24 protein-coding genes, 2 tRNA genes, 1 other RNA gene and 2 pseudogenes are annotated in these 23,718 nt (G+C 68.9%); 19 read left to right on the forward strand and 10 right to left on the reverse strand.

From position 1 onward, the window contains the following. Window positions 1–55: 55 nt before the first annotated feature. Window positions 56–145, reverse strand: an RNA gene (gene ffs, locus HUT12_RS30850) — signal recognition particle sRNA small type. 81 nt (window positions 146–226) lie between these two features. Here ffs and HUT12_RS30855 point away from each other — a divergent pair. Both HUT12_RS30855 and HUT12_RS30860 read left to right on the forward strand, forming a co-directional pair. Beyond that, window positions 227–311 (forward strand) — tRNA-Ser (locus HUT12_RS30855). 192 nt (window positions 312–503) lie between these two features. Further along, on the forward strand, window positions 504–1,304 hold the full coding sequence (locus HUT12_RS30860; protein WP_176095475.1) for an NPCBM/NEW2 domain-containing protein: 801 nt from the start codon (window positions 504–506) through the stop codon (window positions 1,302–1,304). Between the two features lie 58 nt (window positions 1,305–1,362). Here the strand turns inward: HUT12_RS30860 and HUT12_RS30865 are convergent. Beyond that, window positions 1,363–1,536, reverse strand: a pseudogene (locus HUT12_RS30865) (XRE family transcriptional regulator); the annotation flags it as partial. A gap of 171 nt (window positions 1,537–1,707) precedes the next feature. Next, complete coding sequence (locus HUT12_RS30870; RefSeq protein ID WP_176095476.1) at window positions 1,708–2,457, reverse strand: GntR family transcriptional regulator; 750 nt, start codon at window positions 2,455–2,457, stop codon at window positions 1,708–1,710. A 196-nt stretch (window positions 2,458–2,653) separates the two neighbouring features. Here HUT12_RS30870 and HUT12_RS30875 point away from each other — a divergent pair, with 196 nt between their 5' ends. The 10 genes and pseudogenes from HUT12_RS30875 (at window position 2,654) to HUT12_RS30920 (ending at window position 10,393) form a co-directional block, all read left to right on the forward strand. Next, window positions 2,654–2,818 carry a hypothetical protein gene (locus HUT12_RS30875; protein ID WP_176095477.1) on the forward strand — a complete coding sequence of 55 codons (165 nt, stop codon included), beginning with the start codon at window positions 2,654–2,656 and terminating at the stop codon, window positions 2,816–2,818. Continuing rightward, window positions 2,815–3,117, forward strand: a complete 303-nt coding sequence (locus tag HUT12_RS30880) for a hypothetical protein (protein WP_176095478.1) — start codon at window positions 2,815–2,817, stop codon at window positions 3,115–3,117. Before HUT12_RS30875 ends, HUT12_RS30880 begins: the two co-directional genes overlap by 4 nt. A 379-nt stretch (window positions 3,118–3,496) precedes the next feature. Beyond that, entirely contained in the window at window positions 3,497–3,838 is a 342-nt protein-coding gene (locus HUT12_RS30885) for a PadR family transcriptional regulator (RefSeq protein WP_176095479.1), read from the forward strand. Then, complete coding sequence (locus tag HUT12_RS30890; protein ID WP_176095480.1) at window positions 3,835–4,956, forward strand: hypothetical protein; 1,122 nt, start codon at window positions 3,835–3,837, stop codon at window positions 4,954–4,956. Before HUT12_RS30885 ends, HUT12_RS30890 begins: the two co-directional genes overlap by 4 nt. 190 nt (window positions 4,957–5,146) lie before the next feature. Then, window positions 5,147–5,704, forward strand: a complete 558-nt coding sequence (locus tag HUT12_RS30895; protein ID WP_176095481.1) for a hypothetical protein — start codon at window positions 5,147–5,149, stop codon at window positions 5,702–5,704. Between the two features lie 74 nt (window positions 5,705–5,778). Next, on the forward strand, window positions 5,779–6,273 hold the full coding sequence (locus tag HUT12_RS30900; RefSeq protein WP_176096051.1) for a hypothetical protein: 495 nt from the start codon (window positions 5,779–5,781) through the stop codon (window positions 6,271–6,273). Window positions 6,274–6,942: 669 nt separating this feature from the next. Further along, window positions 6,943–8,454 carry an RNA-directed DNA polymerase gene (locus HUT12_RS30905; RefSeq protein ID WP_176095482.1) on the forward strand — a complete coding sequence of 504 codons (1,512 nt, stop codon included), beginning with the start codon at window positions 6,943–6,945 and terminating at the stop codon, window positions 8,452–8,454. Next, window positions 8,451–8,939 (forward strand): SLATT domain-containing protein, encoded by a 489-nt coding sequence (locus HUT12_RS30910; RefSeq protein WP_176095483.1) that lies wholly within the window; start codon window positions 8,451–8,453, stop codon window positions 8,937–8,939. The genes HUT12_RS30905 and HUT12_RS30910 overlap by 4 nt, the downstream gene beginning before the upstream one ends. 15 nt (window positions 8,940–8,954) lie before the next feature. Beyond that, window positions 8,955–9,667: pseudogene (locus tag HUT12_RS30915) on the forward strand (tyrosine-type recombinase/integrase); the annotation flags it as partial. 495 nt (window positions 9,668–10,162) lie between these two features. Beyond that, window positions 10,163–10,393: a hypothetical protein gene (locus HUT12_RS30920; RefSeq protein ID WP_176095484.1), complete on the forward strand. Its 231-nt coding sequence runs from the start codon at window positions 10,163–10,165 to the stop codon at window positions 10,391–10,393. A 282-nt stretch (window positions 10,394–10,675) separates the two neighbouring features. On the opposite strand, the gene HUT12_RS30925 is transcribed toward HUT12_RS30920, so the two are convergent. After that, window positions 10,676–10,762, reverse strand: a tRNA-Ser gene (locus HUT12_RS30925). A gap of 75 nt (window positions 10,763–10,837) precedes the next feature. On the opposite strand from HUT12_RS30925, the gene deoD reads away from it, so the two are divergent. The 3 genes from deoD to HUT12_RS30940 all read left to right on the forward strand — a co-directional run bounded on the left by deoD (window position 10,838) and on the right by HUT12_RS30940 (window position 12,797). Continuing rightward, window positions 10,838–11,545 (forward strand): purine-nucleoside phosphorylase, encoded by a 708-nt coding sequence (deoD, locus tag HUT12_RS30930; protein ID WP_131053991.1) that lies wholly within the window; start codon window positions 10,838–10,840, stop codon window positions 11,543–11,545. Window positions 11,546–11,700: 155 nt separating this feature from the next. Next, window positions 11,701–12,336, forward strand: coding sequence for a TetR/AcrR family transcriptional regulator (locus tag HUT12_RS30935; RefSeq protein ID WP_176095485.1), 636 nt, complete (start codon window positions 11,701–11,703; stop codon window positions 12,334–12,336). After that, window positions 12,336–12,797, forward strand: a complete 462-nt coding sequence (locus HUT12_RS30940; RefSeq protein WP_176095486.1) for a thioesterase family protein — start codon at window positions 12,336–12,338, stop codon at window positions 12,795–12,797. Before HUT12_RS30935 ends, HUT12_RS30940 begins: the two co-directional genes overlap by 1 nt. Window positions 12,798–12,888: 91 nt before the next feature. Here HUT12_RS30940 and HUT12_RS30945 read toward each other — a convergent pair whose 3' ends face one another. The 4 genes from HUT12_RS30945 to HUT12_RS30960 form a co-directional block, all read right to left on the reverse strand. After that, window positions 12,889–13,359, reverse strand: coding sequence for a nucleoside deaminase (locus tag HUT12_RS30945; protein ID WP_176096052.1), 471 nt, complete (start codon window positions 13,357–13,359; stop codon window positions 12,889–12,891). 184 nt (window positions 13,360–13,543) lie between these two features. Next, window positions 13,544–14,074 (reverse strand): tRNA adenosine deaminase-associated protein, encoded by a 531-nt coding sequence (locus HUT12_RS30950; protein ID WP_176095487.1) that lies wholly within the window; start codon window positions 14,072–14,074, stop codon window positions 13,544–13,546. Between the two features lie 130 nt (window positions 14,075–14,204). After that, complete coding sequence (locus HUT12_RS30955) at window positions 14,205–14,372, reverse strand: hypothetical protein (RefSeq protein ID WP_162854368.1); 168 nt, start codon at window positions 14,370–14,372, stop codon at window positions 14,205–14,207. Window positions 14,373–14,500: 128 nt separating this feature from the next. Beyond that, a complete protein-coding gene (locus HUT12_RS30960) occupies window positions 14,501–14,842 on the reverse strand; it encodes a hypothetical protein (protein ID WP_176095488.1) in 342 nt (113 codons plus the stop codon). Between the two features lie 66 nt (window positions 14,843–14,908). On the opposite strand from HUT12_RS30960, the gene HUT12_RS30965 reads away from it, so the two are divergent. The 4 genes from HUT12_RS30965 (at window position 14,909) to HUT12_RS30980 (ending at window position 21,649) form a co-directional block, all read left to right on the forward strand. Then, window positions 14,909–15,679 (forward strand): M23 family metallopeptidase, encoded by a 771-nt coding sequence (locus HUT12_RS30965; protein ID WP_176095489.1) that lies wholly within the window; start codon window positions 14,909–14,911, stop codon window positions 15,677–15,679. Window positions 15,680–15,848: 169 nt separating this feature from the next. Then, a complete protein-coding gene (locus HUT12_RS30970; RefSeq protein ID WP_176095490.1) occupies window positions 15,849–18,770 on the forward strand; it encodes a glycosyl hydrolase in 2,922 nt (973 codons plus the stop codon). Window positions 18,771–18,840: 70 nt separating this feature from the next. Next, entirely contained in the window at window positions 18,841–19,899 is a 1,059-nt protein-coding gene (locus HUT12_RS30975) for a PHP domain-containing protein (RefSeq protein WP_176095491.1), read from the forward strand. 79 nt (window positions 19,900–19,978) lie between these two features. Further along, window positions 19,979–21,649 (forward strand): DUF885 domain-containing protein, encoded by a 1,671-nt coding sequence (locus HUT12_RS30980; protein ID WP_176095492.1) that lies wholly within the window; start codon window positions 19,979–19,981, stop codon window positions 21,647–21,649. 48 nt (window positions 21,650–21,697) lie between these two features. Here the strand turns inward: HUT12_RS30980 and HUT12_RS30985 are convergent, their stop codons facing one another. Next, the gene (locus HUT12_RS30985) at window positions 21,698–22,837 is read right to left on the reverse strand and encodes a DUF3068 domain-containing protein (RefSeq protein WP_176095493.1); all 1,140 of its coding nucleotides are present in this window, start codon (window positions 22,835–22,837) and stop codon (window positions 21,698–21,700) included. A 65-nt stretch (window positions 22,838–22,902) separates the two neighbouring features. After that, the gene (locus tag HUT12_RS30990) at window positions 22,903–23,715 is read right to left on the reverse strand and encodes a class I SAM-dependent methyltransferase (RefSeq protein ID WP_254877002.1); all 813 of its coding nucleotides are present in this window, start codon (window positions 23,713–23,715) and stop codon (window positions 22,903–22,905) included. Window positions 23,716–23,718 lie beyond the last annotated feature (3 nt).

The raw sequence follows: 23,718 nt of genomic DNA on the forward strand, positions 1-23,718 counted from the left end.
ACAGCACAGCGCCCCACCACGCTGGGTGGAGGGGAGCGCACGGTGCCGGAGACAGAAAGGCCTCCCGTGCACCCGGCAGAGCTCGCTTATCCTTGCTGCCTTCCGGCCCTGGGGAGGTTCACGAGATACCGCCGCACGGGAGGTAGCACCAGCCTACCCGACCCGTGGTCGATCTTCAGGGGGTGGTGGGGTAGGCGGGTCGGCAGGGACCTGTACTCTGTTCGACGGAGGATTCGCCTAGAGGCCTAGGGCGCACGCTTGGAAAGCGTGTTGGGTTTACACCCTCACGAGTTCGAATCTCGTATCCTCCGCTCGCTTGAGCAGCACGAACGGAAGGGCCGTACCGACAGGTCGGCCCTTCCGTTCTTGTCCTCCGACCCTCCCGCCACCCGCCCACAGATCGGCACGCTCCGTGGCCGAAGCCGCAGGGCCGCACAGGTACCCCTCGCCGAATACGATGAGCCCGGCGTCGATGGACCTGCGAGTGCCGAGAGGATTTGGCCGTGCCGGATGCCGGTGGAGAATCTGCTCGTCGTACTCCTGATCGCTTGTGGATCACGGTCGCGGTGATCGCCGACGTGTCGGCGGTGATCGCCGTGCTGGGCTCCGGCGCTCGCGTGGTGGTCGCGGTGATCGGGCTGTGCGCGTTGCTGGCCGGGATCTATCAGATTGCGGTGCGGTGGGGCCGACCGGTGGACTGGCGGATCGCCCTGGCCACCGTCACCATGATCGCCGGATCGGGGGCGCTGGTGGTGGTGACCCAGGACGCCCTGACCGAAGATCAGCCGCCGACCACGTCGGCCACCGGGGGCGACACCGGCAACCCGAGCAGCGCCGCACCGCGATCCACGCCCAGCGGAACCCCGTCCGCTTCCGCGCCACCTCCACCAGCAGGCGAATTGTCCCTCCTCGATGCCAAGCGCGTCGACGATGACGAGTCACGCTTCACAGCCGGTCCGTTGACGGTCGATACCCGGTCGCACGAGCAGGTGCTCTACAACCACCCGGGGTGCGCGTACCTGGAGCCCATCTCGGAGACCTACCAGGTGGATCGGAAATACGGCACGTTCGACGCCGAGGTCGGGCTCGGCGACGACACGACCACCGAAGCCAGGGTCAGGTTCACGGTTCTCGCAGACGGCGTGGTGCGCCACACCGCAACTGCGGCGCTCGGGCAGATCGTGCCCTTCGAGGCCGACATCACCGGGGCATTCCGCATCGAGATCAGGACGCAGGTCATGGAGAACCCGAACTGCAAGGGCACCGTGTACGGCGCCTGGATCAACCCGGTCGTCACCCCCTGACATCCCATCGCACTGCGGATCCCTGGTGTCGGCCTGGTCAGCCGGCTGTCCGAAACGGCCGGACGTAAACCGGCCGGGGTGCGGCGATCACGCCTGACTCCCACCGCTGGACGAGCCGCTTGTTGGCGTCGTTCGGCTCACCGACGCGATGGCCAGCGGCTTGCAGGGCACAGGCGAAGTCGTCCTGGCTCATTCGCATACCGACACGCACGGCCCGTAGGGCGGCGGCCATATCGCTCGCCGTAACGTTCGCCACTGAGTTTCGGCTTTTCCTGCTCACATCGGATCGACGCCCACGACTAGCCGATGCCTTGACGAGCTGGACATGAGTCAGCACGATGCCTACCGCAACAGTCGCTCACCGTTGCGATCACGGCTTAGCCGGTACGGCGGACACACCTGGTCACGCGATCGGCACCCGGTAGACCAGTTCGTAGCGACCGCCGGGTAGCACGATATCTGCGGTCTCCACGGGCATGCCATCGGCGTAGTAAGTTCGCTCGATCACGTGCACGAATGCCGACCGGAGTGGTAGCCCCAGAGCCTTAACCTCGTTTGTCTGGGCAGCACGAAGGGTGATCCGCTCCACGAACTCGTCCACGCGTACGCCGATGGCGTCCATCCGGGCGACCACACCGGTCGCCGCGCCGCCTTCCGGCCATTCCACCGGCGTGCCCTCGGTGATCGACAGCGGCTCGTAGGACGTCGACAACTGGATCGGCTCACCGTCGGCCAGGAACCGGTACGCGGTCCGCATGACCGGCGTGCCGGGTGGGACGCCGAGCCGATCGGCGATCCGCTCGTCCGCCTGGTCGTGGCGACTGTCGTGTTCCCAGGTGGCTTGCTGGCCGGCCTTACCGGCATCGCGGGCGAACGGGGAGGTGGGGCCGCCACCGCCGCGCATGTCCCGGCCGTGTGCGTGGCGCACCAGGCGACGCGCCTCGCGGACGTAGACACCTGAACCGGCGCGCCCTTCGACGAGCCCTTCGCCTTTGAGTACGGCGATCGCCCACTTGGCCACGGTCCGGCTGACCTCGTGCTGGCGCATCAAGTCCGACTCGCTGGGCAGCTTGGCGCCGGCGGTGAGGTGGCCGGACAGGATCTCCGAGCGTAGCTGCGCCGCGATCACCAGGTACGCGGGCGTTCTGGGCATGGGATTACCTCCGGTCAGCCCGCCCAGTCGATCACACACAACCTGGTGTGCCAAGTTCCGCCGCCTACTTGCCAGACCAAACCTAGTGCACTAGCTTTGCGATAGCTTCCCGCTACCACGCGACTCCGGTCAGCAACCATCGCCACGGTGGCGGGAAGCCCTTTCGGAGCAACCCGAGCAGGGGCGGTGGCACCTGATGTGGATCCGCAAGCTCATTTCTCGTTTCAACCGACAGCATTCAGCGTCGTCCGCCGCCGCACAGCAGTGGGAGGCAGCCGACCGGGAGGCAGCCAAGCAGCGACTGCTCGACCACGCGCGCAGCCTGGGTGCCGACCACCCCGACGACGGGCCGGCCCGGTGACCGAACCGCTGCTTGTCGCGCTCGCGACCGAGGCCGCGCGGGCGGAACACGCCTTTGCCCGACTGCCTGAACGCCTCGGCGGCGCACACTTGCCCCGCCGACCGCAGTGGACCTGCGACGCCTGCCAGACCCTCGACACACCGTGGCCGTGCGCCCCGGCGCTGGTGTTACTCAGCGAGCATCACGCAGGCGATGACGCGGAACTGGCCGCACTGCTCGGCGCTCTGCACGCCGCAGCGATGGCCGACCAACCCGGCTCGCTGCGGCAGGAGATGCTGCACGCCTGGCGACTTCGGTGACCGCCCTGCGCACTGGCCAGGTCCTGCTGCTCGACGGTGGGGCGTCGCCGCAGTTCGCCCACCGCCCGCTGACCTTGCGGCTCAGCGCCGTCCTTCCGCGCACCACCTTCGACGGATGGGTGTGGCTCTCGGGCTACGCGCTCGACCGTCGGGGTGGCGCAACCGCGCAACGAGAGGTCTTCGTCCGGTGGAGCCGTATCCGCGTGGCCGATGACGGCGCATGGGTGACCGTGACCGTGCAGCCGAAACCTTCCCGACCCGGCAGCGACACCCGGCCCCCGAATCGAAGAGAGCCGCCGAGCCGAACAGCACCACCGGGGAGCAGACGGACAGCATGAACGGTTGACGGCATATAACGTTGACCGTAATATCGGCGACCATGCAGGAGCCCACATTTCTGATCCTCACCGCCCTGGCCGCGCAGCCGTTGCACGGCTACGGCGTCATCCGGGCCGTCGAGGAACTCTCCGCCGGCGAGGTCAAGCTGCGACCGGGCACGCTCTACGGGGCTCTCGACCGGCTCACCGAGCAGCGCCTGCTGGTCGTCGACCGGGAGGAGGCCGTCGAGGGTCGGTTGCGCCGCTACTACCGACTCAGCGACACCGGTGCCGCCGCCCTTCAGGAGCAGATCGCGCGGTTGCGCCGCCACGCCACCGCAGCGGAGAGCCAGCTCGGCAGGCGCCTGGGCGGGGCACCGGGCTTAGGGACGGTGCCCGCGTGACCACCGTGTGGCCGGAGGCCGACCAGAGTTTGGAGCGCAGCTACCGGAGGCTGCTGCTCGCCTATCCGCGACGGCACCGGCGTCGGCACGGCACCGAGTTGACGACCACGCTGCTGGAGATGGCGGCACCGGGACAGCGTCGTCCCCGCGCCGGGGACGCGGTGCACCTGATCGCCAGCGGTCTGCGGCTGCGGTTCCGGCTGCCCACCGGCCGTCCGCTCCTGGCCGTCGTGGCGGTCCTCACCGCGTTGACCATGGGAGCCTTCGGTGCCGCCGCCGGCTCGTGGCTGGGCGCGCAGACGTTCGCCGACCTGCCCGACAACGCTGAGATGAACCGGCTCACCGCGCACGCCACCGGCACGAGCGACGATTCGCTCCAGTCGCGCGTCGCGACGCCATGGCAGACCGACACGGCCGGGAGCACCACGATCGTCCTCCAGCCTCGACCAACGCCCTGGCGTGCCGACAGTCCCGGAACCGTCACGCTCTCCGCCAGCACCTGGAACCCCGACCAAGCCCGACAGCGGTTCGCCGCCGACGGCTGGTCGGTCTCCTCGCTGACACCGCTGAACGGGAAGCACCTCAGCGCCGAGAACGACGGAACCTTCACCGAGACCTCGGTACGCGGCGCGCGGTTCAGCGCCCAGTCGAACGGTCTGATCATCCACGTGAGCGGTTACACGACAGACGGAAGCGTCGTCTCGGTCCAGGCCGCACCAGCGCGTACCGCTGCATTCCTGCCGATGATCGTGGGCGGGACGGGAGTCGGACTGCTTGTCGGCTGGCTGGTCGCGGCTTCCGTCGCGTACCGGATGGTGGCGGCGCCGCCCGGACGGCGCTGGAGCGCCGCAGGGCTCTGGTCTGCGGCGCTGCTGGTGCTGGCTCTGCCGGCGGGCGCGTTGTACGGCAACGTCATGCGGGTGTTCCGGGACGGCGATGCCGATTCCTTCCCGGTCATGACCGTGCACAGCGCCTTCACGCCGGGTGACTACTACCCGTTCGGGCCGCCCTGGCTGATCTCCGGGCTCACCGTGGCCGGGGCTCTGGTCGCCGTCGCCGCGCTCCTGGTCGCCCGGCCCGGCGAACAGCCACCGCAGCAGCCCGCCCTGGCCGGCTGAGGACGTACCGCAACGGGGGCAGGGGCCGCCCCGGAACGGGCGGCCTCTGGCGGTGCGACCGGCCGACGACGGCAGCCGGAAGTCGCCGTTACCGCGATACTGTCCGGATGGAGCCGAGCGTTGCCCGACGACGGCGAGCACGCCCGACCACCGTCGTACACATGTTCTATCCACAGGCTGTGGACATTCGGTGAGCTACCAGCTCAGCGCGGTCGTCGCGGACGCCGACCTGCTGCGCGAGGAGACCCGGGATTTGGATCACGCGGTGCTCGGCGAGTTGCGACAGGACTTCGCCCTGCTGCCGGTGACGCCGCAGTTGGTGGCGGAGTTGACCGGCACCCCGCCCGACTATGCGGCCGACGAGCCGAGCGCGGCGGACCCGTTCGCGCTGGTGCTCTCCCCCGCGCTGGTCGAGGTGCTGACCCGCTGGTCGCGGCGGGGGCCGGTGGCGTACGTCGAGGCGGAGTTCGCCGGAGGGATCGGGTGCCAGGCAGCGGCGGTCTGGTTGGGCGGCGCCCTGTCCTGGGGTCCGCGCTTCGACGCGGCCTTCGACGGGCCGCGTCCGGATTGGCCCATCAACGCCGCGTTGATCGAGCTGGGTGCGGAGCCTGGGCGATGGATCGACCCCTTCGCCGAGCTGGGACTGCACGTGGAGCGGAGTACCGAGGGCTGGCTCACGCACGGCCGGCGCGGGCTGAGCGCCGACTACTGGGACGAATTGGCCGACGAATGGGAGGCGCGGCAATAACCTCTTCGCTCCCGTCACGTTGGGGACTGGGGGATTCCATGAAATTGCGACAATTCGGCTTCATCGCCACACTGCTGCTTGCTGCCGCGATCTCGGGCAGCGGACCCATGCCACCGGACACCATCGCCGTCCGTGAGCCGGTCGCCGCGGCCAGCGTCGTCGACCTCGACGGTCTGTCCGATGTCGACTTCGGTGACACGGAGGACGATCTGGCCCGGCGCGGCATGCTCCGCACCGACGTCGACGCCTGCGGTCCGACGCTGGCCGGACACGAGATGATCAGCCCGGTCTTCATCGACGACCGGCTGGTCCTGCTCTGGGCCGGCGACCCGGTCCGCACCCCGGAAGGGATCGCGGCCGGGTCACCGATCACGCAGGTCAGGGCCAGTTATCCGGAGGTACGCGCGCTGCACGCACCGCCGGGAACGCACCGCTTCGACGGCCTGTTCGCCCGCGACGGCGACCGCGCGTACCTGTTCCTGCACGACGGCGACACCGTCCGAAAGATCATCGCCGGGTACGCGGACTGGGCCCACCGCCTCTTCGTCGAGGGCCACGGTCCCTGCTGACGGCAAGCGGGGCGACACGAGGGGCGGCAACGAGAACGCCCAGCCGATCCGCAGGGATCGTGCCGGGCGTTCTCGCTGTTCACGAGCGGTGGCGGAGGGATTTGAACCCTCGGAAAGCGTAAACCCTCACACGCTTTCGATGTCTGCGACCATGCGTCCGGACCGGCCGACAGCGGCCGTGAGCAGCAGCACCAGCGCCCTCGCGACCGGCCCGGACGGTCGCGTATGGCAACGAATGAGACCAGAACCGAGACCACCGCCACCCTTGACGCTCCCGCATCTGCGCTCTGCTACGCAAGCCACAATCTAGCCTGCGACCCCTTCGTCCCGAAGCGACGATCATGACGTCCTGAGCCGCAGCTGCCCTGACGCCGGCCTCTTCGGGAGGACCCTCGTGTCCGCCAGACATCCGGGCACGTCCGCGCCGATTGACACTCAACTCGAAACTCGGTGCCCTAGGTCAGCGCGACTCCTCAACGCTCGGGCTAACCAAGGTCGGGCATGCGCAAGGTAGTCGGTGGAAATAGGCGATCTTGGGTCGGTCATCGAACCGAAGAGGGGCTTAGGCGGTAGACTGCACGACGACCCCACGCCGCCTTCTCGCCGCCTGATCTGCCGTCGCTTCCGAACAGCATGATCAGCTTGGCATATTCTTCGGAGCTGCTATAAATGCCAATCCCCGAAGCGCCTCTAGTCGAGTTTTTGGATTTAGCCTGGTCTCAAGTCGGGAAAGGTAGTGGGGATCTAGATCTTCCGGATCCGATTGCCTTCGCGGACGTTAATTACGCTTGGCCTAAGTTTCGTGCCGAGACGGTACGAAAGATTCAAGATGGCGACTATAAGGACACGCATGTCGAGATCGTGGATGTTCCTAAAGATCGGCTTATGGTTCGCCCCCTAGCTCGTCTCCAGTTGCGGCAGAGGCTAATTTATGATGCTGCTATTTATGGTGCCGCCCATGTGATATCAAAGGCGATTCCTCGGGCGGTCTATAGCTATCGATGGTGGAGGCGGGAGCGGCGAATCCTCGCCCCAAAGCGTAGTTGGATCGACTGGAAGCGAGATGCGAAGCGGTTCCACCTAAATCACCCGAGTTGGTTGATGGCCCGCACCGACATCGCTTCATTTTACGAGTATGTGGATATCGACACCCTCGGTGCCGACCTAGCATCGCTCGGCGCTCCACCCTGGACCGTCGACATTATCCGAAATTTCTTGAGGTCATTTAATAATTTGCACGGGGTGTCGGGAATCCCTCAGGGGCCGGATTCTTCCGGAATTTTGGCGAACCTCTACCTTCAACCTGTAGATATTCAGCTTAAGGATCAGGGCTTTGTTCACTACCGATACTCTGATGACATGCTGATCTTCGGGCAGAATTGGCTAGGCCTGCGCGATGCTCTTCTTAAGATGAATCGCACCCTTCGAGGTCGTCGGCTAATTCTTTCTTCAGCCAAGACAAAAATTGTCGACAGCCACTCTATTCTTGGCGAGTTAGAGGACATGGACAAGGATGCCATCTCTTATGGTCTGAGTGTTGGGATACCGGGTTCCGTAAAAGAGTTGAGGAAGTACTTCGATCGAACGGTATCTAGGGATCCGGTCTCGGCCAGGGATCTTCGGTACGGTCTCAACCGCCTCAAAGAAAGCAAAGATGACTACGCCGTTAGTTGGCTTTTGGCAAACATGGGGGAGGTTCCGCACATGGCGCGCGATATGCTTTCCTATTTGAGTCGCTTTCATCACGCCCAGCCGGAAATTCCTTCCACAGTGGCGGATTCTCTAATGAACAGCAAGTTATCCCTGTATCCCTTTGCCCAGCAGCATTTGTTGATCTATCTAATTCATCACAGGGTTGCCGCTCCTGTTGTCAGAGAAGCCGCTTGGAGCCTTCTAAGGGATCGCAATGTAGACGGTTTCGTTCGGGAATTTGCCGCACGTTTTCTTGGGCTCCATTCGCGTCTAGGTGACGCGGCACGACTGCGACAGGAGTTCGATCGCGAGAGCGATATGAGGGTACGTCGAGCGTTATTGGTGGCGTGCTACGAATCGGGGCACTGCACTAATCACTTCTTAACATCCGTTCAGTCTTCCGCTCGGCCGCTTCGCGGTACGGCGCGCTACCTCAAAAGCAATCCTGCGCTAATTCCGCTGCCCTTATTCGAGGAGGTGGCCCGTTGAGTGAGCGCAGGGGCGTCATGATTCGTGAGTTAGATCGACTTTATGAGGATGCGAGTTACACCGCCCAAACCTACTTCGAGGCAGCAAAGTCGGCCGACCTGTGGGGAAAGAACGTAGTATTTCTGCCTGCTGTCGCGAGCGCTGTGGCGTCGATCCTGGTTGCGCTCGGTGAGCCTAAGCAGTGGGGCGCGATAGGTGCCGTGGCTGGCGCGATTGCTGCGACTGCGGCTTTTCTGGGAGCCGACCGAAAGGCGAGTTCGCTGAAGGATACGGCTCGAAAGTTCACTGTCCTTCGGCACGCTGTCCGATTAGAGCGAGAACTTTCTGAAGGGCGGAAAGAGGAAGAATTGGAGCAAGCACTTAGAGGTCTGCGTGACCAGTACGATTTGATTGTTTCAACCAATGAGATCGTGTCCAGCAGATTTTTTCGCAAAGCCTCTAAGCGCCTGAAAGGTGGCGTTCTGAAATATGATTCCGACAACTGAATGCTAGTTTCAGTTTCGGTTGAGGTCCGACGCCTGATGACCGAGGCCATGAGCCGGCGCAACAGCGCCCGGTGGGCCCTTGCCTCGCACTCGGCCTACGCCAGGGCGAAGCCCTCGGCCTCAAATGGGCGGATGTCGGCCTGGGCGCCGGGACGCTGATCGTTCGCCGTGGTCGGCAGCGGCCACGGTGGCGACACGGCTGCGACAACGACAAGCCGTGCGGGCGGAAGTTCGGCGGGCACTGCCCCGACCGGGTGCCGCTTCGGGCCGAGACTGCGGACACGAAGTCTCGGGCGGGCCGCCGGAGCATCGGACTCCCCGACGAGTTGGTGAAGCTGCTCCGCGTGCACCGCGAGGAACAGGATCGGGAGCGGCAGACCGCAGGGCAACTGTGGAGCGACGGAGGTTGGCTGTTCGCGACACCGACCGGCGACCCGGTGAATCCGCGTACGGACTACACCGAGTGGAAGCGGTTGTTGAAGCGAGCGGGTCTGCGGGACGGCCGCCTCCACGACGCCCGGCACACGGCCGCCACGGTGTTGCTGATCCTCGGCGTGGCCGAACGGGCGGTCATGGGAATCATGGGCTGGTCCAACTCAGCGATGGCGGTCCGATACCAGCACCTGACCGCACAGGTTCGTCACGACATCGCTCAACGGGTCGGCGGACTTCTCTGGACCACTCCTGGGGCCACGGGCGACACGTCGAGAGGTCACCCGAAAGGATGAAGTTCGCCGACGTAGCTTTCCGTAGTACCGGCAGGTCACAAGGGCTGAATCCACACGCCATCCACAGCTTATCCACAGGAGCAACTTGATCAGATTATCGACATCGATCAACGATAGTGCGCCCCTGAGCTGCCCTTACGCCCGGTTGGAACACGCGTTCGAGCGATCGCCGCACTCGACGCCATCACTGTCCACAGGAAACCGCAACGTCCATCCACAAGATATGGCAGCTGCTGAGCAGTCGAACCACTAGATGTGCGGGTCGACGGAGCAGTCGATCTCCTTGCCCACCACCCGGACGTCGAGTAGCGTGATCGCAGCATGACAGCACGAAGACCCGGCAAGGGGCCGGTTCTCCGGGCACCCCTCCGGGTCGTCGTTCCTACCTGGCAGTAGACCGGCGACGTTAGCAGCGGATGAAGCCTTTCGCGAGACTTCAGCGGAGTGAGATTCTCCGCAGGGCGCCCGGCGTGCTCCATCAAGAAGGAGACGCAAGTGGCAAGTAAGGGCGCAAAGCCGTCTGGAACGGGCGGCAAGCCGGCCAGGCGTCCGGCCTCCAAGCCGGTCATCGTGAACCCGGGCACGCCCGCTCCGAAGAGCGGTCAGTACCTGCCCACCAAGGGCGGCCCTGAGGTGACTGTCCCCAAGGGGCACCGGATCCCGCCGACCCCCAACGGTGGCCCGTCGAAGCTGGTCGACCCCACCAAGAACAAGTCCGGCAAGTGATCTATCCGGCCTAGCTCAGGCTCGGCCAAGTACGTCGGTGCCCGCCCAGTTCGCTGGGCGGGCACCATCGCGTTTCGGCCACCGTCCTCGCCACAGTCAACACCTGGGGTAGGAGCTGGCGGTACGAGTGTCGACACCGCCCGGGACAACGAGGCGGGTCACGCTAGGTGCCAGCTTTGCGAGACGGCACGGCGAGTGGCAACCGAGACCAAGAGTGAGACCGGAAGCGAGAACGCCCGGTCGATCCCTGCGGATCGACCGGGCGTTCTCGCTGCACACGAGCGGTGGCGGAGGGATTTGAACCCTCGGAGGGCGTAAACCCTCACACGCTTTCGAGGCGTGCTCCTTAGGCCACTCGGACACGCCACCGCCGACGAGGGTACAGGACTGCCGGTTCCGACGCCGAACCGGTCCCGGACAGGTGGGCCTGGCAGGATCTCTGCCATGAGTACGCACATCGGCGCGAAGCCGGGCGAGATCGCCGAGCGGGTCCTGATGCCGGGTGACCCCCTGCGGGCCAAGTGGATCGCGGAGACCTACCTCGAGGGCGCGACCTGCTACTCGACGGTCCGGGGGATGTTGGGCTTCACTGGGCGTTGGAACGGTGTCGAGGTTTCCGTGCAGGGCTCGGGGATGGGCATGCCGTCCGCCTCGATCTATGCGCACGAGCTGGTGAACGAGTACGGCGTGAGGTCGCTGATCCGGGTCGGTTCGTGCGGCGCCCTGACCGAGGATCTGAAGCTGCGTGACGTGATCGCGGCGATCGGGTCGTCGACGGACTCGAACATGAACCGGATGCGGTTCGACGGGCTGATCGACTACGCCCCGGTCGCCGACTTCGGGTTGCTGCGTACCTCGGTGGAGGTGGCCGAGCGGCGCGGCGTCGCGATGCGGGTGGGGCCGATCCTGGCGGCGGACGCCTTCTACACGGACCGGCCGGACCTCTACGACAGCCTGGCCGAGTACGGCGTGCTGGCGGTGGAGATGGAGTCGGCCGCGCTCTACACGATCGCGGCGCGCTTCAAGGCGCGGGCGTTGACCCTGTTGACGGTCAGCGACCACATCAAGACCGGTGAGAAGACCACCTCGCAGGAGCGGGAGCAGACGTTCAGCCAGATGGTCGAGATCGCGCTGGACACCATCATCGCCTGAGCACCACACCGCCGCACCGGCACGGCCACTGCGGTAGCCGCATCGACCGTCCCGTCACCGCCTCGCGGTGGCGGGACGTGGCGCGTCAGGACCGGTGACGATGGTCACCGCCTAAATAAATACGACCGGTCGTTCTTCTTTAGTAGGGTCGCCGTATGACCGTCGACGGCCGGCTCGCCCGGGGTGAGCGCACCCGCACCGCAGTGCTGGACGCCGCCGTCAGCCTGGCCTCCGCCAACGGGCTCGACGGCCTCTCCCTCGGGCACCTCGCCGACTCCCTCGGCGTGAGCAAGTCCGGCCTCTTCGCGCACTGGCGCTCCAAGGAGGCGCTGCAACTCGCCACCATCGACCGGGCGGCAGCGCAGTGGCAGGAACGGATCGTCGCGCCGGCCCTGCGCGCACCCCGGGGCGTACGCCGCATCCGGGCGCTGCACGAGGCACGGATCGACTTCTACGCCGCGCAGGTGCTGCCCGGTGGCTGTTTCTTCGCCACCACCGAGTTCGAGTTCAACGCCCGCCCCGGGCCGGTCCGGGATCGCCTGGCCGAGGTCTTCGCCGACTGGACGGCGTTCCTGGAACGGCTCGTCCGGGACGCCGTCGAGCGGGGCGAACTCCCCGCCGACCTGGACGTCGCGCTGCTCGCGTACGAGATCGACGCGTACGGGATCGCGGCGGCGATGCGTTCCCGGCTGCTCGACCCGGAGACCACCTACCGACACGCCCGTCGGGGCGTACTGACCCGTCTGCGGGCGCTCTGCCCCGATCCCACCCTGCTACCGGAAGGCCCCTGATGACCCACGCCCTCGCCGACCAGCCCGCCGTCGCGTACGGCCACGTCGGGCCGGCCATGGTGCACTTCGACGACCTCGACGCGCTCGGTCTGCTGCACAACGCCCGGTACGCGCTGCTGCTGGAGCGTGCGATCACCGCGTACTGGTCGGATCAGGGGGTGGCCTACCGCGCCGGACGGGCCACCACGCCGGACGTGTTCCACGCGGTCCGCGAGTTCAGCATCACCTATCGCGCGCCGGTCACCGGCACCGGCCCGATCGCCGTGCACTTCTGGCTGGAGCACTTCGGCACCAGCAGCGCCGAGTACGCCTACCGGTTCCACTCCCTCGACGACACCACCACGTACGCGGAAGGGCGGCGGGCGATCGTCCGGCTCGACCCGGCGACCATGCGCCCGACACCGTGGACGGACGTGGCCCGGGCGGTCGCCGGCACGCTGCTCCGGCCGACGGCGACCTGACCGACGGCCACCACCGACGACGCCGACCCGGACGCGACGGCGTCAGCGGTAGGAGGCCGCGACACCGACAGGGGCGGGAGACGCGACGGCGTCAGCGGAAGAAGGCGCGCAGGACGGCGGCGTTCTCCGCCTCCAGCACGCCGCCGTACACCTCGGGTCGGTGGTTGAGTCGGCGGTCGCGCAGCACGTCCCAGAGCGAACCGGCGGCCCCGGTCTTCGGCTCCCACGCGCCGAACACCACGGTCGAGACCCGGGCCAGCACCAGGGCGCCCGCGCACATGGTGCAGGGTTCCAGGGTCACCACCAGCGTGCAGCCGTCCAGCCGCCACCGGCCCCACCGCTGGGCGGCCCGGCGCAGCGCCAGCACCTCGGCGTGCGCGGTCGGGTCCCCGGTCAGCTCCCGCTCGTTGCGGCCCACCGCCAGCTCGGCGCCGTCCGGGCCGTAGAGCACCGCGCCCACCGGCACGTCGTCGACGGAGCCGGCCGGGGCCGAGTCGACGTCGGTGGGGAGGGGCGCGCCGCCGACAGAACCGGTCACCGCGATCTCCAGCGCCCGGCGCATCCAGAGTTCGTGCCGCTGTCGCCGGCCGGTGCCGGTCGGGTCGGCGAGTGCCTCGTGTGCTCCCGGCCCCACCCGGCCGACCGCGCCGGGGGTGGGTTGGCCGGGCCGGACCGTCTCCAGTGCCGGATCGGTCGCGTCAGCCGGTCCACCACCGCCGGACCGGACCGGCGCACCCTCGACCGGCTCAGACCTCACGCAGCTCCTCGACGTCGTCCACGCAGCCGAGCACCTGGCACACCTCGGCGGTGACGTCGGCCGGCATCATCCCCTCGTGGGCACAGAGCGCCAGCAGGCGCTGCGCGGGGATGCCCAGGTCGGTGAGGAGGTCCGCCTCGCCGACCGGGTCCGCCTCCGGGTCGACGGCGGGTTGCTCGTTGTCGTCGCCACCGCTGGTGGTCGCCGGGCGTACCTCCTCGGTGTCGTCCAGCCCGGTGACCGACGTCTTGAGGTCGCCGACCAGCAGGGCACCCAGCCGGGACTCCTCCGCGTACGCCGAGTCGGAACCGAAGACGCGCAGGTCCTCACCCCCGTCGAGGCGGAGGATGACCAGATAGGTGTCGTCCGCCTCGACGAACAGCAGCGACAGGTCCGCGTCGGGGGCGAGGTCACGGAGGCGCTCGGCCACCTCGTCGACGTCGGCGGCACCCCGCAGACTCAGCTCGGCGGCAGTCCAGCCACCCTTTTCCCGCACGACGGCCGCAGCGAAGTACGACACGGTTCCCCCAAGTAGCCTCGGCACAGCACACGCCGACCCGTTACGCGTGCACGTTAGCCGGTCGGGTCGGCAGGCGACCGGTCAACGCCCCGAAGGGCCGGTCATTCCTGGGGAAAGTGACAGACGCCGGTCAGCCGGTCAGGCGACGGCGGGTGGCGATCAGCTGGCGGAGCCGCTCGGTGCGTGCCCGCTGTGGCCGCTCGCGTTCGCGCACCGAGCGGGCGTCCGCCAGCTGCGCCAGGAGCTGCATGCGGCGACGGCTGCGATCCGGATCGAGCCGCGGAGTGGTCCAGGCCATACCGCGAGCGTGCCGAGTCGCGGCGGCCGAGTCAAGACGGGTTTCGGTGCCTGCACAACAACGCAGCGCAGTCACCGCCGGTGGGGGCCGCTCGCCGTCCGGGCCGGCGGACGGGTACGCCGTCCGCCCTACCAGAGCGGCCAGTCGCCGCTGGCCGCCCAGCGGGTGACCACCGCGACGGTGGCGATGCTCCAGCCTCCTGCGGTGACGATCGCGATGCCGGCCGCCGTTCCCCGGTCACCGAAGCGGACCAGCACCAGCGCGGCGATCCAGGCCACGCCACCGGCGATCAGGGTCCACCAGGCGTACCCGGCGAGGCTGCGTCCGAGCAGGGCGACCAGGCCCAGCCAGGCGAGCGCGCCGACGGCTCCCGACGCGACACCGGCACCGCTGACCGGGTGCGGCTCGCGATAGGTGGGTCGTCGCGGGCGCCCGGACGGAAAGAGGCCCGAGGGGCTGTACGGCATCATCCCTGCCACTCTCCCACCCGTGGACGTCCTCCTCCCACGGTAGGCGATACCTGTCAGGATGGCCCGATGGTCTCGCTGAGGATCGGACGCCGTCGCGCGTACGCCGTGCTACTGCTCGTGCCGGTGCTCGCCGCCGCCGGCTGCGGGACGCCCCCTCCCCCGCCCGTGGGGTCGCCGACCGGCTCGGCGACGCCGCCGGTCACCACCGGGGCGCCGGCTCCGACCGCCGCGACGCCGGACACCACGACGCCGGACACCACGACGCCGGACACCGCGGACCAGCCGGCGGCGACCGCGAGTCCGACCCGCGCCGGGCTCCGGCACGTCTTCCCGGTACGCGCGACGAAGGTGGCCTACCACCCGACCCACTCGGCGTACCCGGGGACCGACATCTTCGCCGACTGCGGCGAACCCTTCGTGGCGGTCACCGACGGCACGATCGGTGAGGTCAGCCGCCGGGACCGGTACGACAAACAGGGGCCGCAGGGGCCGTACAACGGTGGCCTGTCGGTGTCGGTGCTCGGCGACGACGGCGTGCGCTACTACGGCTCCCACCTGACCGAGGTCGCCGACGACATCGCGCCGGGCGTGCGGGTACGCGCCGGGCAGCAGCTCGGCACCGTGGGCCGGACCGGCAACGCCAACAACGTCTGCCACCTCCACTTCGGCATCTCCCCGCCGTGCCTGGGTGAGGACGGTTGGTGGATCCGCCGGGGCGTGATCTGGCCCGCGCCGTACCTCGACTCGTGGCGCGAGGGCGGCAACCGCGAGCCGGCGGCGAAGGTGGCGGCGTGGCACCGCAAGAACGGCTGCCCGGAGCGACCCCCGGCGCGTTGAGCCGGAGACGTCCCGTCCCGCGTCATCCGCATTTCATAAGTCCGACACATTGACGCAGGTCGTGCCGGTGAACTACCGTCGCGTAACACCGGAGAGAGCGCTCTCTCACGGAATCAACCCCCCAAACGACGACGAAACGCGCCGTCGACCGGCGCGCCATGGAGGAAAGATGCGACCTCCCGTCCCACGCCGTACCCGTCATCGGCTGCTGGCCGCCACCGCCGCAGCAGCCCTCGTCCTCGGCGGGCTGGCCGTCACCGCCACCTCCCCCGCGCAGGCCGCGCCCGTCGGCGCCGGCAGCTACACCACCACCCCCGTCGGCCCGCTGCCCAGCGGCTGCGGCGACATGACCACCAACCCTCGGCAGTTCGCCACCGCCGACGCGCCGCCCGGCCCGATCCCCACCAACGACTGGTGGTCCTCGCTGCTGTGGAAGCGGCTCAACTGCTCCTTCAGCGAGCCGCTGCACGCCCACCCGGCGTCCTACCGGCCGGTCACCGACGGACTCGGCTTCTCCGCCGAGTCGGTGGCCGCCATCAGCGGCACTGCGACCGGCGTCGGCGAGTACAAGTACCCCTACGTCGAGGACATCCGGGTCGGCGTGGCCGGGCTCGCCGCGCCGATCGTCCGGGTCGCCGACTGGACCGACTGGACGGTCACCCCGTACTGGAGCGACGGCACCCGCACCCTGCGCGCCACCATCGGTCACGGCCTGCCGTTCGCGTACTTCCGCACCACCGGCGGCGACGCGGTGATCAACGCGAACGGCGGCGGCTTCACGGTCTTCTCCAACAGCGCCGGCCGGATCAGCTTCAGCGTCCGGGGCCACGACTACGTCGCGTACGCGCCGTCCGGGGCCACCTGGACCGTGAGCGGTACCCGGATCAGCTCCAACCTCGCCGGACGCGGCTACTTCTCGGTCGCCCTGCTGCCGGCCACCGGTGACGCCACGGCCCGCGCCCAGCTCGCCACCACCTACGGCCAGTACGCGCACGCCCACGTCACCGGCACCCGGGTCGGCTACACCTACAACCAGTCGACCAGCCGGGTGGAGACCCGCTACACCTTCACCACCACCCCGCGCGAGGGCACCGAGACGCGGACCGTGGTGAGCCTCTACCCGCACCAGTGGAAGTCGCTGACCGGCGCCACCCCGATCGCACCGACCTACCCGTCGGCGCGCGGCCGGATGAAGGTGCTCACCGGTGTCGGCGAGTTCCGCACCTCGATGCGGTTCCACGGCGTACTGCCCGAGCTGCCGGCGGTCGCCACCGGCGCCGGGGCCGACCTGACCACGCTGCGGCAGCAGCTCGCGGCGGTCCGGAGCAACCCGATGGACCAGCGCGGCGGTGACACCTACTGGACCGGCAAGGGCCTCGGCCGGGCCTCCCGGATCGCCGAGATCGCCGACCTGGTCGGCGACACCGAGACCCGGACCTCGGCGCTGAACGCCATTCGGTCCACGCTCAACGACTGGCTCACCGCCTCACCCGGCGAGACCGAGCGCCTCTTCTACTACGACCAGCGGTGGGGCACCCTGATCGGCTACCCCGCCTCGTACGGCTCCGACCAGGAGCTCAACGACCATCACTTCCACTACGGCTACTACATCGCCGCCGCCGCGACGCTGGCCAAGTTCGACCCGTCCTGGGCCCGTCAGGACCAGTACGGCGGCATGATCGACCTGTTGATCCGGGACGCCAACAACTACGACCGGGCCGACACCCGCTTCCCGTACCTGCGGGACTTCGACATCTACGCCGGACACGACTGGGCCTCCGGGCACGGCTCGTTCGCCAGCGGCAACAACCAGGAGTCGTCGTCCGAGGGGATGAACTTCGCCAACGCCCTGATCCAGTGGGGGCAGGCCACCGGCAACACCGCGGTCCGGGACGCCGGCATCTTCATCTACACCACGCAGGCGGCGGCGATCCACGAGTACTGGTTCGACGTCAACGACGAGAACTTCCCGGCCGGGTTCGGGCACTCGAACGTGGGCATGGTCTGGGGCGACGGCGGAGCGTACGCCACCTGGTTCAGCGCCGAGCCGGAGATGATCCAGGGCATCAACCTGCTGCCGATCACCGGCGGCCACCTGTACCTGGGCTACCACCCGAACTACAACTCCATCAAGTACCAGGAGCTGGTCCGCAACAACGGTGGCGAACCCACCGTGTGGCAGGACATCCACTGGCAGTTCCTCGCCCTCGGTGACGCCGACTCGGCGCTGGCGAAACTGCGCGCCAACCCCGGTTACACGCCGGAGGAGGGCGAGAGCCGGGCACACACCTTCCACTGGATCCGCAACCTGGCCGGGCTGGGCCGGGTCGACACCGGGATCACCGCCGACCACCCGCTGGCCGCCGTCTTCAACCGCAACGGCGCCCGCACCTACGTGGCCAGCAACATCTCCGCCACCCCGCTGACCGTCCGGTTCTCCGACGGTACGCAGCTCACGGTGGCCGCCGGGCGTACCGCCACCAGTGGCGCGCACACCTGGAGCGGTGGCAGTGCCGGCGGGGGCGTACCGCCGGGCCCGACGCCCACCCCGACCCCGACGCCGACTCCGACGCCCACCCCCACGCCCACCCCGACTCCGACGCCGACGAACCCGCCGGGCTCGGGTCAGCCGACCCGCTACCTGCTCGCCGGCGGTGGACTGGGTACGGCCGGCACCGCCGGGACCACGACCGTGGCCAGCGCCGGCGGCACCAACCGTGACGGCACGCCGACCAACCCGTCGGTGTTCACCGCGACCGGGCTCACCCTCGACCACACCGGCGGACAGACCGCCTTCGACCTCCTCCTCGACGCGGGCAACGCGGTCGGCAACGGGGTGCAGGTACGCGTCTCGTACGACCTGACCGGCAACGGAAGCTGGGAAAGGGTGGAGACCTACCGGTACTTCGCCACCGACCCGGTGCCCGGCTGGGAGACCTACACCCAGGCGGCCGGGCTCCACTCCAGCACGGGCAGCCTCGGCAACCTGCGCGGCGGCACGGTCCGTGTGGAGGTCTGGTCCGCGATCGGCAACAACTCCAGCACGCTGGGCGTCGGTAACCGGTCGGTGGTACGCCTGCCGTACTCCTGACCTCTGACAACCCGCACTCCGCGCCGCCGGTCGTACCCCGACCGGCGGCGCGGACGCGTAGTTTCACCACATGCGTGACGCTGTTACTGACCTGCGCCGGATCGCGTTCCTGCTGGAGCGTGCCAACGAGGCCACCTACCGGGTGCGGGCCTTCCGGTCGGCGGCGAACGCGCTGGCCGCGCTACCCGCCGCCGAGGTGGCCGAGCGGGCCCACAGCGGCACGCTCACCGAGCTGGCCGGGGTCGGTGACGTCACCGCCCGGTGCGTCACCGAGTCGCTGGCCGGTGAGGAACCGGTCTATCTGCGTCGGCTGGTCGCCACCGAGGGCACCGACCTGGACGCCGAGGCGGCCGCGTTGCGTGGCGCGCTGCGCGGTGACTGCCACACCCATTCGGACTGGTCCGACGGTGGTTCGCCGATCGAGGAGATGGCGCTGGCCGCGGTCGAGCTGGGCCACGAGTATCTGGTACTGACCGACCACTCGCCCCGGTTGAAGGTGGCCCGGGGGCTGACCGCCGATCGGCTGCGCCGCCAGCTCGACCACGTGGCCCAGCTCAACGAGGCGCTGCCGGAGGGCTTCCGGATCCTCACCGGCATCGAGGTCGACATCCTCGCCGACGGTTCGCTCGACCAGGACGAGGAGTTGCTGGCCCGGCTGGACGTGGTGGTCGGCTCGGTGCACAGCGGCCTCGGCGACGACCGGGCGAAGATGACCCGACGGATGGTGAGCGCCGTCGCCAACCCGCACCTGGACATCCTCGGTCACTGCACCGGGCGCATGGTGTCCTCGCGTCCGGCCGGGGTGACCGGACCCGGTGACCGGGGGCATCGGGCCCGGACCCGGGCGGAGAGCGACTTCGACGCCGAGACCGTCTTCTCCGCCTGCGTGGAGCACGGCACCGCAGTGGAGATCAACTCTCGGCCGGAACGGCAGGACCCGCCGAAGCGGTTGATCCGGCGGGCCCTGGAGGCCGGGTGTCTGTTCGCGATCAACACCGACGCGCACGCACCGGGGCAGCTCGACTGGCAGCGGTTCGGGTGCGAGCGGGCGGCCCGCTGCGGCGTACCCGCCGACCGGGTCGTCAACAGCTGGTCGGCGGAGGACCTGGTCGCCTGGACCCACGGCTGACCGTTCCCGTCCGAGGCCGCAACCGGACCGGCCGTGCTGCTCCGCTGCCCCGCCGGGCGGGTCACGTAGGGTTCGCTGCGTGGGACGAATCGATGACCTCGCGAACCGGTACGTCGCCGACTGGGCGGCGCTGAGTCCGGCCGGCGCGACCATGGTCGGCATCTCCGGGCACGACGACAAGCTCGACGACCTGTCACCCGACGGGTACGCCGCCCGCGCCGACCTGAGCCGGCGCACCCTGGCCGAACTCGACACCGTCGAACCGGCGTCGGAGGCCGAACGCACCGCCCAGGAGGCGATGCAGGAGCGGCTCGGTCTCGACCTCGCACGGTACGACAGCGGCGAGACGAGCAGCGAGGTCAGCGTCATCACCTCCGGGCTGCACGAGATCCGGATGGTCTTCGACCTGATGCCGCACGAGGGCGAGCAGGCGCAGGCCGACATCGCCGCCCGGCTGAACCTCTTCGCCGGTGCGTTGGAGTCCTACAAGACCACGCTGCGCGAGGCGGCTGCCGCCGGACACGTCAGCGCGCGGGTGCAGTTGCTCGAGGTGGCCAAGCAGTGTGACACCTGGGTCGACCCGGAGGGCGACAACGTCTTCCACGGACTCGTCGAGCGACTGGGTGCGAGCGGTGCCCTCGACGCGGAACTGCGCCGGGGCGCAGCGGCGGCCACCGCCGCGACCGCCGAGTTCGGGCAGTTCCTGCGCGCCGAACTGGCCCCCCACGGCCGGGAGAAGCAGGCCGCCGGGCGGGACCGCTACGAGTTGGCCTCGCAGTACTTCCTCGGCGCCCGGGTCGACCTGGACGAGACGTACGCCTGGGGGTTCGCGGAACTGGCCCGCCTGGAGGCCGAGATGCGGACGGTGTCGGCGCAGATCGCCGGGCCGGGCGCCACGATCGAGGAGGCGGTGGCCGCGCTGGACGCCGACCCGGTCCGCACGATCCGGGGCAAGGAGGCGTTCCGCGACTGGATGCAGGGGCTGGCCGAGCAGGCGATCAGCGACCTGAACGGCACCCACTTCGACATCCCGGAGCAGGTCCGGCGGATCGAGTGCATGATCGCGCCGACCAGTGACGGCGCGATCTACTACACCGGTCCGAGTGAGGACTTCAGCCGGCCGGGCCGGATGTGGTGGTCGGTGCCGCAGGACCTGACCGAGTTCTCCACCTGGCGCGAGGTGACCACGGTCTACCACGAGGGGGTGCCCGGCCATCACCTCCAGGTGGGGCAGACCGCCGTCCGGGCGGAGCTGCTCAACCGCTGGCAGCGGCTGCTCTGCTGGGTCTCCGGCCACGGCGAGGGCTGGGCCCTGTACGCCGAGAACCTGATGGACGAGCTGGGTTACCTGGCGGATCCGGGCGACAAGCTCGGCATGCTGGACGGCCAGGCGTTCCGGGCCGCCCGGGTGATCGTCGACATCGGCATGCACCTCGAACTGGAGATCCCGGTGGACAACCCGTTCGACTTCCACCCGGGCGAGCGCTGGACGCCGCAACTGGGGTGGGAGTTCCTGCGGGCGCACTGCCGGGTGCCGGACGAGATGCTGCGCTTCGAGCTCAACCGCTACCTGGGCTGGCCGGGGCAGGCCCCCTCGTACAAGGTGGGCGAACGGATCTGGCTCCAGGCCCGGGAGGACGCCAAGGTCCGCAAGGGGGCCGACTTCGACCTGCGGGAGTTCCACCGCCAGGCGCTCGACCTGGGGGCTCTCGGGCTCGACCCGCTGCGTCGGGCGCTGGACCGGCTCTGAGAAACGGGCCCGGGACGAGGGTCACCCCTCGTCCCGGGCGTACCGGGATCAGCTCCGGTCGGAGTCGCTGCGCGGGGCGCGTTGCCCCGGCACGGTGGGCTCGTCGGACTTCCAGTTGGTCGATGCCGGAGGGATCTCGTCGGACAACGGCCCGCTCTGCCGCTGGTCGTCGCGGACCACCGGCTGGTCGACCCGGGTCGGCGCCGTGTTCGCGGCATGCCGGCCGGTCGCGACGCCCCGGCCACGGTCGCGGGAGACCAGCAGTCCGACCAGGATCATCGCCAGACCGAGTACGGCGAGCCCGAGGGGCGCGTACACGCCGAGGAGGGTGAGCTGGCCCCGGCTCTCCTTGGCCCGCTCCACCGAGGACGCCACGGTCTCGTCGTTGTAGGCGAAGTCGGCGTCGAGCAGCGTCACCTGGGCACCCGTGTTCGGCACCAGCACCTTCTTCTGCTGCTCGCGCACCTTTAGGTACGAGCCGGTCACCGGGTCGACCCAGACCGTCCGGGTGTTGCTGTAGACGACGTCGCCGGAGGTCGCGCCGGGGGCGAGCGCACCGAGCAGCAGTCCGACGCGGTCCGCCGGTAGCGGCAGCTTCTCGTCGGTGATGACCTGCTCGTACCGGTACGCCTCAAGCCCGTTGACGTCCTCGGTGCCCTTGAACGCGGCCACCCGAGTCTGCCGCAGATCCCGGTCGAAGACCTCGTAGTCGGTCTGGTCCGAGTGGAACGGGAACTTGTAGATCTGCCCGGCGTACGGGACCTTCTCCTGGGTGCCGCTGTCGTCGAGGTAGCCCTCGCTCCACTCGACGGCGGCGCCGGAGACCCGGTCCAGGGCCAGCTCGGCACCGTACGCGCTGACCAGCTCCTTGGTGTCGGTCCGGTCGACGGTCTGGCCGACCCGCCAGACCACCGCGTCACCGGCCAGGTCGCCGCTGAGCGCCGCGGTCTTGTCCCGCTCGGGGGTGACCAGGATGGTGGACTTGAGGTCGGCCTGGTTGATGGCCGCCGCGCCGTTGGTGATCTGCAGGAAGGTGGCGTTCCTGGCCTCGGCGACCGACGTCGAGGAGTCCAGGTCGTAGGGCAGCTTGGTCATCGCTGGCTTGACGACGAACACCAGCCCGGCGGCGAGCGCCAGGAGCAGTACGCCGCCGCCGAACAGCACGGCACCCACGGCGCGGTGCTTCATGTTTCCTCCCCGAGGAGCGAATTTTCGTCGGCATCGATTAGTGTGGCCGCGAGGTTACTACCAAGTCACATAGCGACGCGACCCCCGGTCAGCCCCGATTTCGCCACCTCGTCGGGTCGTTCGCCGGCGGACCGCCGCAGGACGAGGACGAAGTTCCACGCCACCACCTCGCGAAGGCCCGGCACCCGGATCACCCACCGCGCCCACCAGGGGTGGTAGCGGGGCAACGCGTCCACCACGTCGACGTCGCCGTTGCCTCGCGCCCACCGCAGGGTGTCCGAGATGGAGACCGGAAACAGCGTCTCCTGGAAACGGTTCTTCGGCGGTCGCCCGTGCCGTCGCTCGTAGCGGCGACGCGCCCGGTGCCCACCGAGCCAGTGCCAGGGTGCGGTCTCGTGCCCGCCCCACGGCGACAACCAGGGCGTGTACGACACGAAGAGCAGCCCGCCCGGACGGGTCACCCGCACCATCTCGTCGAGCATCGACGCGGGATCCCCGACGTGTTCCACCACGTTGGACGAGAACGCCACGTCCACACTTCCGGTCCGCACCGGCAGCGCCGTGCCGCTGCCCCGCAGCATCCCCGACACCGTCTCGCCGCCGGTCGAGAAGTCACCCACGTCCGGGTCCAGCCCGACGTACCACGCCCCGGCGGCACGGAAACTCGTCGCGAAGTATCCCGGTCCGCCTCCCACGTCGAGCACCGTCCGCCCGGCCAGCTCGGTGTAGCCGGAGACCTGGCGGACCGAGTCGGCGGCGAGCAGTCCGTAGAAGTGGTCGGGATCGGTCTGCTCGACCAGGAAGGCCCGGAACAGCGTCACCGAGCGCCGCAGGGTCGCGAAACGGCGCAGTGCCGCCCGCCGCGTACGGTCGTCCACCGC

It is taken from the genome of Verrucosispora sp. NA02020 (genome assembly GCF_013364215.1).
GTDB lineage: Bacteria > Actinomycetota > Actinomycetes > Mycobacteriales > Micromonosporaceae > Micromonospora.